The organism is Paenibacillus sp. DRB1-1, assembly GCF_052119485.1.
Classification (GTDB): domain Bacteria; phylum Bacillota; class Bacilli; order Paenibacillales; family Paenibacillaceae; genus Paenibacillus; species Paenibacillus polymyxa_B.
Genome location: NZ_JBODQH010000001.1, coordinates 3,594,640 through 3,610,979, shown reverse-complemented (window position 1 = coordinate 3,610,979; position 16,340 = coordinate 3,594,640). Strand labels below are relative to the sequence as shown.

Sequence of the window (16,340 nt, the reverse complement as noted above, 5' to 3'; positions counted from 1 at the left end):
CAATTTACTCCTTCCCGCTGTTGTTCAGCTTGCTTTTCAGTCTCGCCCACTCTTGTTCGAGCAGCGATCCACCGCCTTGAGCATCCTGTGCATGGTCGCCCTCACCCCGACGTAAATCACGCAGACTCATCGTTTCTGCTTCCATATCGGCTACCCGATCTTCCAAGCGGTTGAACATTCGGGGAACATTTCGTCCACCGTATGTACCAGCCCGTTCGTTCATTTGCTGCTGGAGTCTCAACGTCTGTACACGTGCCGCATAGTACTGACGCTTGCTGTGTACCGTTTGATATTCTGTCTTTAACGTATCTAGCTGTTGTTCTAGCTCACGTAGTGATTCACGGCTCTGCTCCCACAGTTCTCTATACTGATCTTCTTTTTCTGCATATAGCATTTTCTCCTGAAGGGCCAGCTTCGCGATATGTTCTTCATCAGCCTTCAAAGCCAGTAGCGCCTGTTCCTCCCGTTTGGTCTGCATGGACAATGCATGATCCAACTGCTGCTTCATCTGTCTTGTATGCATGGCATACTGTTGATGGAGTTTTTCCGCTTCGGCAATTTCCTGACGGGTATTATACAAGAACTGGTCAATCAGTTGCACCGGGTCTTGGCTTTGTTCCAAATGCTCATTGAAGGTCGCTACCGTGATATCACGCATTCTTCGAAAAACACTCATTTGCGTCTGCTCCTTTCACAATTCGTATTCCCATAATTCACCACTTCGTTGCTACAATCTTTTTTCATTCGCCAAACTGCTAAAATTAGTAACGTCTTCTGCGGTCACTCAGCAGGGAAACACCAAATATGATCAACCCGATTGCCAGTAGCGGTCCCAGAAGCCAGGACAGTTTGCCAAGCAAAATCAGTACCCCGAGTACAAGTACGATCCAGCCGAAGAGCGCATTTCCTTTTTTCACACCGTAGTAGCCTAGCATGACCATAGCTATCGGAATTAAGTAACCAATCAGATGTCCTAAAAAGTGACCGAAAAACGGAGTAAACTTACCGAGCAGCATAATCGAACCCAACACGATCAGTACAATCGCTAACCCATTCCCTTTGTTAACTCTCATCATCTCTCACCGCCTTTCACTGTGTCTTGCTTATGTTCTTATTGTACGCTGACCTAGCGTTCGACAAAACGGACCCCAGACGGTTTTTGAACCTAGACCTAAGTCGGGGATGAGTATAGACCTGCGGCTATCACTCTCTATGCTGTTCTGCTGCACGGGCTATCGAGTGTTGCTCACCCGCTTGCTTGGAACGTAGTGAAAGGACGAGACAAGCCAGTAACGCTATAGCTGCAACCATATAAGGCAGATTAATATGAACATCGAATAACAGTCCTGCAATTAATGGTCCAATCACATTACCCAAGCTTGTATAGGACGAGTTCATGCCTGCCACAAAGCCTTGCTCATCTCCGGCCTGCCGCGATAGAGAAGTGCTTACTGCCGGGCGAAGGATATCCATGGCCAGAAAAATGATGAAGGTCGTCAGCATAATCATCACGTACTGTTCAGCAAATAGGGTTAGAAAGATGAACAGGCCCCCAATAGCCAAACAGAGGTGAATTACTTTTTTCTCTCCAAAACGATTAATAATCCATCCAAATATAGTCGCTTGGACAACTGCTCCCAAAATGGAGCCTGTCGTTATAATGATGGCAATATCCATTGGTGTAAAACCATATTTATGGTCAACAAACAGTCCAAACACTGTTTCAAAGTTCGCTAACCCAAAAGCAACGACAAATACAATGAGTAAACCCATGAAATATGGAGATTGATATGACTTGGCAAATTGCTGCAAAAGATTTTCTTTTTGACGTGGAAGTTCTCTATTATATTGTTGCTTTTCCTTGCTTAAAGACTCAGGCAGCACTAACAGAGACAAGATAGCTGCTATTCCCGCAGCTCCTGCTGCCGCAAAAAAGGGAATACGTATTCCATATGTGGCAAGCAATCCGCCAATCCCTGGCCCGATTATGAAGCCTGTGTTGATCGCTGCATTGATCATGCCCATTCCCTTGCCTCTTTCCTCAAACGAGGTCACGTCAGCGACATAGGCCATAATAGAAGGAGTAAGCAACGCTGCCCCTGCTCCACCCATGATTCGTGCTATGAACAGAGTAGGTATGGAACTCGCCAGTCCGAAAACAAGCTCTGATAACATGAAGATGAACATCCCAGAAACAATTAACTTTTTACGTCCATAACGATCAGACAACTTTCCTGACAATGGTGATAACAAAAGCTGTGTCAACGCAAAAGCTGCAACCATCAGTCCCATCGAGGAACCATTCATCCCTAGCTCACTTATAAACTTAGGTAACACAGGGACAACTAAGCCAATCCCCATGAATGCCAAAAAAATGTTAAGCATCAATAACAGCATTGCTCCTCGATTTCTTGTGAGTATAGACATATTTCCACCCTTCCTTTTCGTATCTCTTTATTCAACATCAGGTAAACTTCATTATTCTTTTTCAAAAACAATTGAAACTAAAATTGTTTTCTTAGTTTTCATATACAAAAATGGCCTCTTCAAATTTGCAGTATATTGTTGAGGCTATTTTTTATTTTTCGACCAATCCGAACAACAAAATATCTACAATAGAATAAGTTGCTTCCTCTACCGTCACACTGTTGTCCAGAAAGAAACGCTGATCAAGCGTTAAATTTACAGATTCAATAATAAGCTTCATGATCAGAGCCTCATTTTTATTCACAATAATTCCTTCTCGGATGCCTTCCTGAATTAATGTTCTAATCGGAGACCAATCGTTTAAATCGGCATGTACTCTTTTCCATTGCTCAGGATAATATTTTTTCATCTGGTCCAATATTCTTAAATCGTAAAACTTATAATACAGAGGCATGACCCTAATCGACTGCTTAATCTTGTCTAACAAAGATAATTCATTATTCCCAATAATTTGATCTGTTTTCCGAATCATATCATCATTAGTACGCTCAATAAGTGTTTCTAAAATAAGCGTCTTAGACGAAAAATGTTCATACAACGTACGCTTACTAATGGCGAGTCTTTTCGCAAGATCATCCATCGTAAATTTCAAACCATTTTCATGAACTTCCTCTACAAAAGCCTCCAAAATTCTTTCCTGCATATTCGTCCTCATTTCTTTCGCTCTCAGTAAACTAGAAAAGTTTTTTCAGTACCATCATCTTACGATAAGATCAAAGCGCTGGTCAAATCCATGTTAACCTTGTTGCCAAAATCATGAATATATAATAAAAAGGATGATAAAATGCCTTTAAGCATTTATCATCCTTTTGTGTATACCGGCGAGAGGGCTCGAACCTCCACGGTTTCCCACTCGATATCGAATAAAATCTTGATAATGCTTTGTTTGATGAAGTGAAAAAAGTGTTGCTCGTCGATTTCGACCCGCAAGGTAATCTGTCGATGTACTTTGGTATTGAGCAGCGGGATCAACTTCCGTAGCTATGGTCTGCGACAGGACTAACTCAGTTGCTCAGTATCAAGGAATTTAGAATACTTGTACAACTTCTTTAATATCATCAATTTCCTCAAGAATTGCGCGCTCAATAGCAACTTTTAACGTAATCGTAGCACTTGGGCAACCATTGCAAGCTCCCAAGAATCTTAGTTTTGCTATACCGTTCTCAACCTCGACCAGTTCAGCATCTCCACCGTCACGCAGTAAGAAAGGACGTAGTTTGAGAAGAACTTCCGATACTTCATCGAATAAAACTCCATTTTCATCCATTATGTCAACTCCTCCCATTGTTTTACCAACCGTCAATTCAGACCTTTTTTCACCCTAGATCGTCTGAGTGATCCTTTGCTTTTTGCCTAAGAGTGACCTCTTGATCCGAAAGTTCCCTTATAAGCGTATGAATAGAGTCTAAAGGTATCATCACACCACAACTTGCGCTCAATCCTGACAGCATATTGAAGCAGAACTGAAGTTTTCGTATCTCTCGGGTAATTTGAGCTAGTTCTGAATCGTCCGAATTATTTTTCTTCATTACTAGCACCTCGCACTTCTTTAAAGAATGATAAAGGTTTGATCTATTAAATTAATGAATCAACCGATGCTTCCTTCCATCTCAAATTGAATCAACCGATTCATTTCAACGGCATATTCCATTGGCAATTCTTTGGTAAACGGTTCAATAAAGCCCATTACAATCATTTGTGTAGCATCTTGTTCTGTAAGCCCGCGGCTCATTAAGTAAAACAATTGTTCCTCGGACACTTTGGATACTGTTGCCTCGTGCTCCAAAGTAATCTGATCGTTTTTAATTTCATTGTACGGAATCGTATCTGATGTTGACATGTTGTCCAATATCAACGTATCGCACTTAATATTGGACTTGGACCCTGCGGAATCGCGGCTGAAGCTGGACAACCCTCGGTAGTTTACTTTTCCGCCCTGCTTGCTGATGGATTTGGATATAATCGTAGATGTTGTCTCGGGAGCAAGGTGAATTACCTTCGCGCCAGCATCTTGATGCTGATCTTTACCGGCTACGGCAATAGACAGGATGGACCCCTTGGCTCCCCGTCCTTTCAATAATACTGCCGGATACTTCATTGTTACCTTGGAGCCGATGTTGCCGTCCACCCATTCCATTGTGGCATTTTCTTCTGCCACAGCCCTTTGGGTTACCAAGTTGTAGATATTAGGAGCCCAATTCTGAATGGTCGTGTAACGGACACGGGAATCTTTCCGGCAAATAATTTCAATAACTCCACTATGCAGAGAACTGGTACTATAAATAGGTGCTGTACATCCTTCAACATAATGGACAAAGCTGCCCTCTTCGGCAATAATTAATGTCCGCTCGAATTGACCTATATTTTCAGAATTAATACGGAAATAACCTTGTATAGGAACCTCGCACTGAACACCCTTCGGAATGTATACAAAGCTACCTCCTGACCAAACCGCACTATTAAGCGCCGCAAATTTATTGTCGGCAGGAGGGATGATCGTCCCAAAATGTTGCTTAAACACTTCGGGGTATTGCTTTAATGCACTATCCGTATCAAGGAAAATAACGCCCTGATCCTCCAGTTCTTTCCGCATGCTGTGATAAACTACTTCCGACTCATATTGAGCGGATACGCCCGCCAGGAATTTTTGCTCCGCTTCAGGGATTCCCAGCTTGTCAAAGGTTGCTTTGATCTCGGAAGGAACCTCCTCCCAGGTCTTTCCCTGTTTTTCAGAAGGGCGAACGTAATACTGGATGTCATCAAGATTTAGCCCGGTCAAATCCGCTCCCCATTCAGGCATCGGCATTTTGTAGAATTGATTCAAAGCTTTCAACCGAAAATTGAGCATCCACTCCGGTTCTTCCTTGATTCGGGAAATTTCCCGGACAATCTCTTCCGTCAGACCTTTTCCAGATTGAAAAATAGACTGGTGCTTGTCGCGAAACCCATATTTATATTCGCCCATATCTGGTGCTTTTTTAGCCATTAGTATCACTCCTTTTTAACCTTTCAAGATTCATTTTGATTTGCTATGATCTGCCGAGCTTGCTTTCCACTAAATCTTTTAGGCGACTGCGAACACCTTCCAGTGGGATCTCCGAAATGACAGGAGCGAGAAATCCGAAAATAACAAGATGTTCGGCTTCACTCCGTGATATCCCGCGCGACATCAGATAATAGATTTGCTCTGCATTTACTTGCCCCACGGATGCAGCATGACCCGCGGTTACATCATCCTCATCTATCAGCAGGATCGGATTGGCATCACCGCGAGCTTTAGGACTTAGCATAAGCACGCGTTCTGTTTGCTGACCATCACAATGGGTTGCACCTTTTTCAATCTTTGTAATGCCGTTGATAATGGCCGTAGCTTCTTCAAGCATGACTGCACGCGTAATCATCTGGCTTACCGAGCTTCTGCCAAAATGCTGAGCTTGAGTTGTATAGCTCGATTTTTGATTGCCCGTGCCAATAGCAATCACCTTATTGTCGGAGACCGCCCCGTTGCCTTGTAGCAAAGTCTTGGTATCGCTGGCGGTATAACCATTGTTCATCTCACCGATAATCCATTCCACACCCCCATCAGCAAGAACGACCGCCCGTCGCTGGGTGAAATCTGTTGTAGTTGCAGCAAGCTGATGAACCGAAGCTACTTGCACCTTTGAGCCCGCCCCCGCGAAGACCTCCGTCACACCGTTATGCAATACCTTGACATCATCACCACTCGATACACAATTATCCACATAAGTGATCTTGCTGTTGCTCCCTGCCACAATTAAGATGTGAGGAGCAAAACACACACCGCTTGTATCGTTAAGAAAGATCGCTTGAATAGGTGCTTCAACCTCTACACCGTCTGGGACATATAGAAAAACGCCACCACTCCATAAGGCACTGTGTGCAGCAGATAAACGATGTTCTTCTGGCTTTACTGCCTGAAAGAGATAACGTTGAACCAGCTCCTCATGCTCTTTTGCCGCAGTATGCAGATCCGTTAAAATGACTCCCTGGGCGGCTAAGCTCTCGGACAATTTCGTATACACTACATCCGAGTTGAACTGAACGATTAGTCCGCCTTTCACCGGAGAAGCAACCAAACCTCGAACAACCTCCGGCAGTTCCTCCAAACTAGACCACGCATTCTCAGCTTTGTAATCTCCACTTTCGTAGATATCCCATTTTTCAAGATTGATTTTCTCCACTTTAGGCAACTCCAGCGTCCCTGCCAGTTCGAGTGCGTGAACGCGGCGTTCAATCAGCCAACGAGGTTCATCCTTAGCGCTTGACCATGCGCGTAAATCGTCCACATTCATTGAAACTCTAGCTTGTATATCCACGTGCTGTTCCTCCTCTCCGGCTTTTAAGCTTCCCTTACCGTCTCATCCGTAATCCCAAGTTCCTCCTTCACCCAATCGTATCCTTCAGCCTCCAAACGGTGGGCAAGCTCCGGACCGCCAGATTTAACTATCCGGCCTTGCATCATGACATGCACAAAATCCGGGGTAATATAATTCAACAGTCGTTGATAATGGGTGATGATTAAAAAGCCTCTATCCGGGCTGCGCATCTCATTTACGCCATTGGCCACAATACGCAGTGCATCAATATCAAGCCCTGAGTCCACTTCATCCAGGATCACAAACTTGGGTTCAAGTAGCATCATTTGCAGAATCTCATTCCGCTTTTTTTCACCTCCAGAGAATCCCTCATTCAAATAACGATGCACAAATTCCGGGTTCATCTCCAGCCCCTTCATTTTGCTCTCCATTTCACGGATAAAACGGATTAAGGATATCTCATCGCCTTCTTCACGCCGTGCATTGATGGCACTTCTGAGAAAGTCCGAGTTGGTCACGCCAGCAATTTCACTTGGGTATTGCATAGCGAGGAACAAGCCTGCCTGGGCTCGCTCATCCACCTCCATCTCCAGAAGGTCTTCATTGTCCAATGTCACCTTACCGCCAGTAACCTCATATTTGGGATGGCCCATTAAAGCTGAAGCCAATGTACTTTTTCCCGTCCCATTAGGCCCCATAATCGCATGAATCTCTCCGCCATGAATCTCCAGTGTGAGCCCTTTTAAAATTTCTTTCCCTTCAATCTTGGATCTTAATTCCTCAATCTTTAATGTCGTCATTTATCGTAAACTTCCCTTCGGAGTATTCTTCGGCACGCGCCACCAAATCACTCATAAATTTTCCAATAGTCTGCAGCTCAACCTCTGAATAGGATTCAATGAATTGGTAAAACCTTTCTTCTTTTTCTTTGTGCAGTTCTTTATGCAAATGATAAACGTGTCTTCCCTTATCCGTTAAACTAAAGTAAATCTCCTTACGATTGCTGTTCAGTTGACTTCTCATAATGAAGCCCATTTCCAGCAGCCTTGCACTAATTTTAGTAATGCTAGCTTTGGACAACCCCATCTTCTCCACAATCCCGGTATGATTTATCGGTTCATAATCACCTATGCAATCAATAACGTGTACACTAGTAATATTGTTGGAGAGCATGTCAATCTGGTACTTTCTAGCCTGTTGCCGAAACGAGTTAAATTCTTGTTCAGTATACAGCTCATTCAGATGTAGCATTTTAATATATTGCTCGTAAAGATGACCTTTAAAATGATTTTGAAACTCCAATTTCCCAATCTCCCCTCTCTTGTAGTAGTTGCAGACCAAGTTCAGTGTCACCATTAGATTATAATTTTGTTCACTAGTAAACAAAATTATAATAACATAATTGATATTGATAATCAATATCAATTATGTTAAATGTGACGCAATTTTGGAGGCGCTTTTCATGGGTTTGTTGTCATTGTCATCGGCCTCATGCTGTGTTTTGACTAGGGCACGTCCCGGAAATGGTTTTGCCTACCTCTGATCAATCCTGCTTTGAAAATCCATTCCGAAGATCAACCGGTATTTGAAAAAGGATCGGGTTCACCCTCTGGAGTTATTGAAAGAGGAGAAAGCGCAACGGGACATCCGCCTAACTGTAAAGATGAGAATGGTAAACGATAACCAAAATGGATCCCTACGGGGCTTAAGATAAAAGGAACCAAGAAAAGAGCCGAAATCTTGCTTCAGGAAGCCAGGAAGAATTATCATATGGAAGGACAAGCACTCGCGGTTGAAAACGAAGATATGCTGTAAGAGTAAAAGCGGCTACCCATCCAGTAATAGCAAAAGGCTGTTCGCAGACTTTATGCTTCAATGGCTAGAGATGATGAAAAACAGTATCGGGCTTATCTCCTATTCCGACACTGTAAAAGGCCGCGTAGATCCTTTTTCCGAAAGAAAGGGATGTATTGCTTGATGATTTAACTACAGAGGATTTTCAGACCTTGTATACCCATGAAATGAATGTGCAAGGTGTCAGCGCCAATACCGTTATTCATTACCACGCGAACATTTGCAGAGCCCTTCAGTATGCCGTGAAAATAAAGCTGATTGTAGCGAATCCCCCTGACTTAGTTGAAAGCCCAAAAAAGAACAATTACGTCGTGAGCTTTTACAATGCCGAGGAGCTGGATCAACTCCTCGCAGTAATCCGAGGCGAAAGAATTGAGCTTTCCGTTATCCTGGCTGCCTTTTATGGGTTAAGCCGAAGCGAGGTCGTAGGATTAAAATGGTCGGCTATTGATTTATTGAATTGGACTATTAATATTAAACATACCGCCACATCGGGCAATTTGAATGGTAGATATATTGAAATTGAAAAGGACCGAACCATGAATAAAGCCAGTCGCCGTATACTGCCACTGGTGGACACGTTCTATGAGCTTCTGATTCGTATGAAGGAATAACAGGAATCCTATCGCTTATCTTCTGACAATTCTTATTGTCTTGAATACCTGGAGTATATTTATGTAGATGTATTAGGGGTAAGCATGAAAGAAGTTCAGGAATGGCTGGGTCACAGTGATTACGCAATAATAGCCAATATTTATTCGCATTTGGAGTACAACTCGAAAGTATCTTCAGCTCAAACAATGAGTGAGGTACTAAAACTCGAATAAAAAAAGCTCACTAGAGAATGTCTCTAATGAACTCTTTTAGTTAATACCGGCGAGAGGACTCGAACCTCCACGGTTTCCCACTCGATTTTGAGTCGAGCGCGTCTGCCATTCCGCCACGCCGGCGTATTCAATTATGGAGGCGCCACCCAGATTTGAACTGGGGAATAAAGCTTTTGCAGAGCTTTGCCTTACCACTTGGCTATGGCGCCAGAGTGTAACAAAGCGGACGACGGGAATCGAACCCGCGACCCTCGCCTTGGCAAGGCGATGCTCTACCGCTGAGCCACGTCCGCATAAAGATGGCTGGGGATATAGGATTTGAACCTATGCATGACGGAGTCAAAGTCCGTTGCCTTACCGCTTGGCTAATCCCCAATAAGTAAAGGGCGGCCGATGGGGCTTGAACCCACGAATGCCGGAGTCACAGTCCGGTGCGTTAACCACTTCGCCACGACCGCCGCAAGTAATGAATAATTGGCAGGGGCAGCAGGAATTGAACCCACACCAACGGTTTTGGAGACCGTTGTTCTACCTTTAAACTATGCCCCTATAAAACTGGTGGAGGATGATGGATTCGAACCACCGAACCCGTAAGGGAGCAGATTTACAGTCTGATGCGTTTGGCCACTTCGCTAATCCTCCAAAAAATGGTGCCGGCGAGAGGACTTGAACCCCCAACCTACTGATTACAAGTCAGTTGCTCTACCAGTTGAGCTACACCGGCACATAAAATATTCAATTAAAAGTGGCTCGGGACGGAATCGAACCGCCGACACGAGGATTTTCAGTCCTCTGCTCTACCGACTGAGCTACCGAGCCTTATTATAAGGCTCTTCATTAAACATTGTATTACTAATGGCGGAACTGACGGGATTCGAACCCGCGATCTCCTGCGTGACAGGCAGGCATGTTAGGCCTCTACACCACAGTTCCATAATAAATTTTAATTGGTTGCGGGGGCAGGATTTGAACCTGCGACCTTCGGGTTATGAGCCCGACGAGCTACCGAACTGCTCCACCCCGCGACAATAATAAATATTTAATTTTCAAATGGTGGAGGCTGAGGGGCTCGAACCCCCGACCCTCTGCTTGTAAGGCAGATGCTCTCCCAGCTGAGCTAAGCCTCCACAATTAAGCACTTCTCATATTATACCATAACGAACTTTTTATTGCAAGTTCTTTTGTGATATTTTTATGACCCGTAGGGGATTCGAACCCCTGTTACCTCCGTGAAAGGGAGGTGTCTTAACCCCTTGACCAACGGGCCATGCAATAAAATAATTATGGCGGAGAGAGAGGGATTCGAACCCTCGAGACGCTTTTGGCGCCTACACGATTTCCAATCGTGCTCCTTCGGCCAACTCGGACACCTCTCCATATGGCTCCCCGAACAGGACTCGAACCTGTGACAACTCGATTAACAGTCGAGTGCTCTACCAACTGAGCTATCAGGGAATATTAAGCATTTGTTTCAAGGTTACACCCTGAAAACTGGATCCGAAACTCATTTGCGTTTTATTTTTAGGATAAGCCCTCGACCGATTAGTATTGGTCAGCTCCATGCATTACTGCACTTCCACCCCCAACCTATCTACCTCGTCGTCTTCAAGGGGTCTTACTAATTGGGAAATCTCATCTTGAGGGGGGCTTCACGCTTAGATGCTTTCAGCGCTTATCCCTTCCGTACATAGCTACCCAGCGGTGCTCCTGGCGGAACAACTGGTACACCAGCGGTACGTCCATCCCGGTCCTCTCGTACTAAGGACAGCTCCTCTCAAATTTCCTACGCCCACGACAGATAGGGACCGAACTGTCTCACGACGTTCTGAACCCAGCTCGCGTACCGCTTTAATGGGCGAACAGCCCAACCCTTGGGACCTACTTCAGCCCCAGGATGCGATGAGCCGACATCGAGGTGCCAAACCTCCCCGTCGATGTGGACTCTTGGGGGAGATAAGCCTGTTATCCCCAGGGTAGCTTTTATCCGTTGAGCGATGGCCCTTCCATGCGGTACCACCGGATCACTAAGCCCGACTTTCGTCCCTGCTCGACTTGTAGGTCTCGCAGTCAAGCTCCCTTCTGCCTTTGCACTCTTCGAATGATTTCCAACCATTCTGAGGGAACCTTGGGGCGCCTCCGTTACTCTTTAGGAGGCGACCGCCCCAGTCAAACTGCCCACCTGACACTGTCCTCGCACCGGATTACGGTACCAAGTTAGAACCTAGATACGATCAGGGTGGTATCCCAAGGATGCCTCCTCTCAAGCTGGCGCTCAAGATTCAACGGCTCCCACCTATCCTGTACAGATCGTACCCAAATTCAATATCAAGCTGCAGTAAAGCTCCATGGGGTCTTTCCGTCTTGTCGCGGGTAACCTGCATCTTCACAGGTATTAAAATTTCACCGGATCTCTCGTTGAGACAGCGCCCAAGTCGTTACGCCATTCGTGCGGGTCAGAATTTACCTGACAAGGAATTTCGCTACCTTAGGACCGTTATAGTTACGGCCGCCGTTTACTGGGGCTTCGGTTCATAGCTTCGCCCGAAGGGCTTACCACTCCCCTTAACCTTCCAGCACCGGGCAGGCGTCAGCCCGTATACTTCGCCTTGCGGCTTCGCACAGACCTGTGTTTTTGCTAAACAGTCGCTTGGGCCTTTTCACTGCGGCCCCCTCGGGCTATTCACCCTACCGAGGCACCCCTTCTCCCGAAGTTACGGGGTCATTTTGCCGAGTTCCTTAACGAGAGTTCTTCCGCGCGCCTTAGAATTCTCTTCTCGCCTACCTGTGTCGGTTTGCGGTACGGGCACCTTCTCCTGGCTAGAGGCTTTTCTTGGCAGTCTGAGATCATGACCTTCGCTACTACAATTTTCGCTCCCCATCACAGCCCAGCCTTACGATGTGCGGATTTGCCTACACACCAGCCTCACTGCTTAGACGGACATCCATCAGTCCGCGTCACTACCCTACTGCGTCACCCCATCGCTCATAACGGATTACGGTGGTACAGGAATTTCGACCTGTTGTCCTTCGACTACGCCTATCGGCCTCGCCTTAGGTCCCGACTTACCCTGAGCGGACGAACCTTCCTCAGGAACCCTTAGGCTTTCGGCGGATCTGATTCTCACAGATCTTTTCGTTACTCATACCGGCATTCTCACTTGAATGCAGTCCAGCGCTCCTTACGGTACACCTTCAACCCGCATTCAACGCTCCCCTACCCCTGATGCAAGCATCAAGCCATAGCTTCGGTGGTGTGTTTAGCCCCGTTACATTTTCGGCGCAGAGTCACTCGACCAGTGAGCTATTACGCACTCTTTCAATGGTGGCTGCTTCTAAGCCAACATCCTGGTTGTCTGTGCAACTCCACATCCTTTCCCACTTAACACACACTTGGGGACCTTAGCTGATGGTCTGGGCTGTTTCCCTTTCGACAATGGATCTTAGCACTCACTGTCTGACTCCCGGAACTAAATCCATGGCATTCGGAGTTTGACTGAGCTTGGTAACCCTTGCGGGCCCCGCACCCAATCAGTGCTCTACCTCCACGATTCTTTTTTCCGAGGCTAGCCCTAAAGCTATTTCGGGGAGAACCAGCTATCTCCGGGTTCGATTGGAATTTCTCCGCTACCCCCACCTCATCCCCGCATTTTTCAACATGCGTGGGTTCGGGCCTCCAGTGCGTGTTACCGCACCTTCACCCTGGACAGGGGTAGATCACCCGGTTTCGGGTCTACGTCCACGTACTCATTCGCCCTATTCAGACTCGCTTTCGCTGCGGCTTCAGCTCTTCACCTTAACCTTGCACGGGAACGTAACTCGCCGGTTCATTCTACAAAAGGCACGCCATCACCCATAGATCGGGCTCTGACTTCTTGTAAGCACACGGTTTCAGGATCTATTTCACTCCCCTTCCGGGGTGCTTTTCACCTTTCCCTCACGGTACTGCTTCACTATCGGTCGCCAGGGAGTATTTAGCCTTGGCAGATGGTCCTGCCGGATTCATACGGGGTTTCACGTGCCCCGCACTACTCGGGATCCGTCTCGGAGAGAACAAGTTTTGAATTACAGGGCTTTTACCTTCTCTGGCGGGCCTTTCCAGACCTCTTCATCTAACCGGTTCCTTTGTAACTCCATGTGAGACGTCCCACAACCCCAAGGAGCAAGCTCCTTGGTTTGGGCTAATCCGCGTTCGCTCGCCGCTACTGACGGAATCACTATTGTTTTCTCTTCCTCAGGGTACTTAGATGTTTCAGTTCCCCTGGTCTGCCTCTATTCTGCCTATGTATTCAGCAGAAAGTGACTGTCGATGAAGACAGCCGGGTTTCCCCATTCGGACATCCCCGGATCAAAGCTTGCTTACAGCTCCCCGAGGCCTTATCGTTGTTCGCCACGTCCTTCGTCGGCTCCTGGCGCCTAGGCATCCTCCGTGTGCTCTTTGTAGCTTAACCTAGACTTTTCTTTCAAAGAAAGAAAATGTCGATGTTCGATAAAGAATGATTTTTGCTAAAGGCAAAATATCTTTCCTTACCTGCTACCTTTATTTCACTTGTTTACACAAGATCAGCTTAAAGGAATATTCTAAAACGCAATTTCGTTTCGGTATCCAGTTTTCAAGGTACAATTCGCTTCTTCGAAGCGAAACCCGATGAATATTTCGGTTCCACACGGATGTGTGAATGAAACATTCGTCGAAGCTTGAGAGTTTGAGCTCTCAAAACTGAGCAACGAGTGAGTAAGTTAAGGATATTCATTTCATTCACACGAACGTGATGAACCGAATTGAATATCCGGTCGCAGGTACATGTACCTGCTTATTTGAATGTTTCCGTTGCAGGAAACGATTCTCCATAGAAAGGAGGTGATCCAGCCGCACCTTCCGATACGGCTACCTTGTTACGACTTCACCCCAATCATCTACCCCACCTTCGGCGGCTGGCTCCCTTGCGGGTTACCCCACCGACTTCGGGTGTTGTAAACTCTCGTGGTGTGACGGGCGGTGTGTACAAGACCCGGGAACGTATTCACCGCGGCATGCTGATCCGCGATTACTAGCAATTCCGACTTCATGTAGGCGAGTTGCAGCCTACAATCCGAACTGAGACCGGCTTTTCTAGGATTGGCTCCACCTCGCGATTTCGCTTCCCGTTGTACCGGCCATTGTAGTACGTGTGTAGCCCAGGTCATAAGGGGCATGATGATTTGACGTCATCCCCACCTTCCTCCGGTTTGTCACCGGCAGTCTGCTTAGAGTGCCCAGCTTGACCTGCTGGCAACTAAGCATAAGGGTTGCGCTCGTTGCGGGACTTAACCCAACATCTCACGACACGAGCTGACGACAACCATGCACCACCTGTCTCCTCTGTCCCGAAGGAAAGGGTCTATCTCTAGACCGGTCAGAGGGATGTCAAGACCTGGTAAGGTTCTTCGCGTTGCTTCGAATTAAACCACATACTCCACTGCTTGTGCGGGTCCCCGTCAATTCCTTTGAGTTTCAGTCTTGCGACCGTACTCCCCAGGCGGAATGCTTAATGTGTTAACTTCGGCACCAAGGGTATCGAAACCCCTAACACCTAGCATTCATCGTTTACGGCGTGGACTACCAGGGTATCTAATCCTGTTTGCTCCCCACGCTTTCGCGCCTCAGCGTCAGTTACAGCCCAGAGAGTCGCCTTCGCCACTGGTGTTCCTCCACATATCTACGCATTTCACCGCTACACGTGGAATTCCACTCTCCTCTTCTGCACTCAAGCTCCCCAGTTTCCAGTGCGACCCGAAGTTGAGCCTCGGGATTAAACACCAGACTTAAAGAGCCGCCTGCGCGCGCTTTACGCCCAATAATTCCGGACAACGCTTGCCCCCTACGTATTACCGCGGCTGCTGGCACGTAGTTAGCCGGGGCTTTCTTCTCAGGTACCGTCACTCTTGTAGCAGTTACTCTACAAGACGTTCTTCCCTGGCAACAGAGCTTTACGATCCGAAAACCTTCATCACTCACGCGGCGTTGCTCCGTCAGGCTTTCGCCCATTGCGGAAGATTCCCTACTGCTGCCTCCCGTAGGAGTCTGGGCCGTGTCTCAGTCCCAGTGTGGCCGATCACCCTCTCAGGTCGGCTACGCATCGTCGCCTTGGTAGGCCTTTACCCCACCAACTAGCTAATGCGCCGCAGGCCCATCCACAAGTGACAGATTGCTCCGTCTTTCCTCCTTCTCCCATGCAGGAAAAGGATGTATCGGGTATTAGCTACCGTTTCCGGTAGTTATCCCTGTCTTGTGGGCAGGTTGCCTACGTGTTACTCACCCGTCCGCCGCTAGGTTGATTAGAAGCAAGCTTCTAATCAACCCCGCTCGACTTGCATGTATTAGGCACGCCGCCAGCGTTCGTCCTGAGCCAGGATCAAACTCTCCATTAAAGACCAACCGAAGTTGGTTTATAGAAAGAGCGATAAGCTCATTTTGAAACTGACGAGATAAAAATATCTCTTGTTTGATTTTGCGAACAAAATCGTTTTACTCACTCGTTGTTCAGTTTTCAAAGATCAAACCTGCATAATGTCTCGCTTTGTTTCACCACCGCGTCTCAGCGGCGACTTAAATAATGTAACACATAACCTCATTTTTCGTCAAGCTTTTTTTTGAAAATTCATTTTTCCGCTTGATGCAACACGTTTATCCTGCTTTAAACAGTTCAAAATTATTCATGCTGCTTAATGGGGCGAGATATAACTTATCACATATTTTATATACTCGTCAACCTAAATTGATAGTTTATATTTTTTAACTATCTATAAATACTAAATCACCTACAAAAAAAAGGAAGAAAAGTCGGTTTAACAACCT

General features: G+C 46.4%; 10 protein-coding genes, 15 tRNA genes, 2 rRNA genes and 1 pseudogene. 2 read left to right on the top strand and 26 right to left on the bottom strand.

Annotated elements, in window-relative coordinates:
• Positions 1–4: 4 nt before the first annotated feature.
• The 4 genes from ACQW03_RS15995 to ACQW03_RS15980 form a co-directional block, all read right to left on the bottom strand.
• The gene (locus ACQW03_RS15995) at positions 5–676 is read right to left on the bottom strand and encodes a PspA/IM30 family protein (protein ID WP_076294257.1); all 672 of its coding nucleotides are present in this window, start codon (positions 674–676) and stop codon (positions 5–7) included.
• A gap of 85 nt (positions 677–761) precedes the next feature.
• The gene (locus ACQW03_RS15990) at positions 762–1,073 is read right to left on the bottom strand and encodes a LiaF transmembrane domain-containing protein (protein ID WP_013311898.1); all 312 of its coding nucleotides are present in this window, start codon (positions 1,071–1,073) and stop codon (positions 762–764) included.
• Between the two features lie 130 nt (positions 1,074–1,203).
• Complete coding sequence (locus ACQW03_RS15985; protein WP_220030183.1) at positions 1,204–2,427, bottom strand: MFS transporter; 1,224 nt, start codon at positions 2,425–2,427, stop codon at positions 1,204–1,206.
• A 151-nt stretch (positions 2,428–2,578) separates the two neighbouring features.
• Entirely contained in the window at positions 2,579–3,130 is a 552-nt protein-coding gene (locus ACQW03_RS15980) for a TetR/AcrR family transcriptional regulator (RefSeq protein WP_071642898.1), read from the bottom strand.
• A gap of 236 nt (positions 3,131–3,366) precedes the next feature.
• On the opposite strand from ACQW03_RS15980, the pseudogene ACQW03_RS15975 reads away from it, so the two are divergent.
• Positions 3,367–3,468 (top strand): annotated as a pseudogene (locus tag ACQW03_RS15975) (ParA family protein); the annotation flags it as partial.
• A 46-nt stretch (positions 3,469–3,514) separates the two neighbouring features.
• Here ACQW03_RS15975 and ACQW03_RS15970 read toward each other — a convergent pair.
• The 5 genes from ACQW03_RS15970 to ACQW03_RS15950 form a co-directional block, all read right to left on the bottom strand.
• Positions 3,515–3,754, bottom strand: a complete 240-nt coding sequence (locus tag ACQW03_RS15970; RefSeq protein WP_013373004.1) for a NifU family protein — start codon at positions 3,752–3,754, stop codon at positions 3,515–3,517.
• A 321-nt stretch (positions 3,755–4,075) separates the two neighbouring features.
• Complete coding sequence (gene sufB, locus ACQW03_RS15965; RefSeq protein ID WP_441950552.1) at positions 4,076–5,473, bottom strand: Fe-S cluster assembly protein SufB; 1,398 nt, start codon at positions 5,471–5,473, stop codon at positions 4,076–4,078.
• Between the two features lie 43 nt (positions 5,474–5,516).
• Complete coding sequence (gene sufD / locus ACQW03_RS15960; protein WP_441950550.1) at positions 5,517–6,824, bottom strand: Fe-S cluster assembly protein SufD; 1,308 nt, start codon at positions 6,822–6,824, stop codon at positions 5,517–5,519.
• 23 nt (positions 6,825–6,847) lie between these two features.
• Positions 6,848–7,624: a Fe-S cluster assembly ATPase SufC gene (gene sufC / locus ACQW03_RS15955; protein WP_023990247.1), complete on the bottom strand. Its 777-nt coding sequence runs from the start codon at positions 7,622–7,624 to the stop codon at positions 6,848–6,850.
• Positions 7,605–8,126: a MarR family transcriptional regulator gene (locus ACQW03_RS15950; protein WP_441950548.1), complete on the bottom strand. Its 522-nt coding sequence runs from the start codon at positions 8,124–8,126 to the stop codon at positions 7,605–7,607. The genes sufC and ACQW03_RS15950 overlap by 20 nt, the downstream gene beginning before the upstream one ends.
• A 668-nt stretch (positions 8,127–8,794) precedes the next feature.
• Here ACQW03_RS15950 and ACQW03_RS15945 point away from each other — a divergent pair.
• Entirely contained in the window at positions 8,795–9,292 is a 498-nt protein-coding gene (locus ACQW03_RS15945) for a tyrosine-type recombinase/integrase (protein ID WP_441950546.1), read from the top strand.
• 257 nt (positions 9,293–9,549) lie between these two features.
• Here ACQW03_RS15945 and ACQW03_RS15940 read toward each other — a convergent pair.
• The 17 genes from ACQW03_RS15940 to ACQW03_RS15860 all read right to left on the bottom strand — a co-directional run bounded on the left by ACQW03_RS15940 (position 9,550) and on the right by ACQW03_RS15860 (position 15,913).
• Positions 9,550–9,628, bottom strand: a tRNA-Leu gene (locus tag ACQW03_RS15940).
• Positions 9,629–9,639: 11 nt separating this feature from the next.
• Positions 9,640–9,714, bottom strand: a tRNA-Cys gene (locus ACQW03_RS15935).
• Positions 9,715–9,726: 12 nt separating this feature from the next.
• Positions 9,727–9,798: transfer RNA gene (locus ACQW03_RS15930), tRNA-Gly, on the bottom strand.
• A gap of 7 nt (positions 9,799–9,805) precedes the next feature.
• Positions 9,806–9,880: transfer RNA gene (locus tag ACQW03_RS15925), tRNA-Gln, on the bottom strand.
• A gap of 10 nt (positions 9,881–9,890) precedes the next feature.
• A tRNA-His gene (locus tag ACQW03_RS15920) sits at positions 9,891–9,963 on the bottom strand.
• A 17-nt stretch (positions 9,964–9,980) separates the two neighbouring features.
• A tRNA-Trp gene (locus tag ACQW03_RS15915) sits at positions 9,981–10,054 on the bottom strand.
• A gap of 7 nt (positions 10,055–10,061) precedes the next feature.
• A tRNA-Tyr gene (locus ACQW03_RS15910) sits at positions 10,062–10,147 on the bottom strand.
• Between the two features lie 6 nt (positions 10,148–10,153).
• A tRNA-Thr gene (locus ACQW03_RS15905) sits at positions 10,154–10,229 on the bottom strand.
• A gap of 22 nt (positions 10,230–10,251) precedes the next feature.
• A tRNA-Phe gene (locus ACQW03_RS15900) sits at positions 10,252–10,324 on the bottom strand.
• A gap of 37 nt (positions 10,325–10,361) precedes the next feature.
• Positions 10,362–10,438 (bottom strand) — tRNA-Asp (locus tag ACQW03_RS15895).
• A 15-nt stretch (positions 10,439–10,453) separates the two neighbouring features.
• Positions 10,454–10,530: transfer RNA gene (locus ACQW03_RS15890), tRNA-Met, on the bottom strand.
• Between the two features lie 26 nt (positions 10,531–10,556).
• Positions 10,557–10,632: transfer RNA gene (locus ACQW03_RS15885), tRNA-Val, on the bottom strand.
• 68 nt (positions 10,633–10,700) lie between these two features.
• A tRNA-Glu gene (locus ACQW03_RS15880) sits at positions 10,701–10,772 on the bottom strand.
• A gap of 17 nt (positions 10,773–10,789) precedes the next feature.
• A tRNA-Ser gene (locus ACQW03_RS15875) sits at positions 10,790–10,881 on the bottom strand.
• Between the two features lie 3 nt (positions 10,882–10,884).
• A tRNA-Asn gene (locus ACQW03_RS15870) sits at positions 10,885–10,960 on the bottom strand.
• 67 nt (positions 10,961–11,027) lie between these two features.
• Positions 11,028–13,953, bottom strand: a 23S ribosomal RNA gene (locus ACQW03_RS15865).
• A 403-nt stretch (positions 13,954–14,356) separates the two neighbouring features.
• A 16S ribosomal RNA gene (locus ACQW03_RS15860) occupies positions 14,357–15,913 on the bottom strand.
• The 16S and 23S rRNA genes sit together here with 15 tRNA genes alongside, the layout of an rRNA operon.
• Positions 15,914–16,340 lie beyond the last annotated feature (427 nt).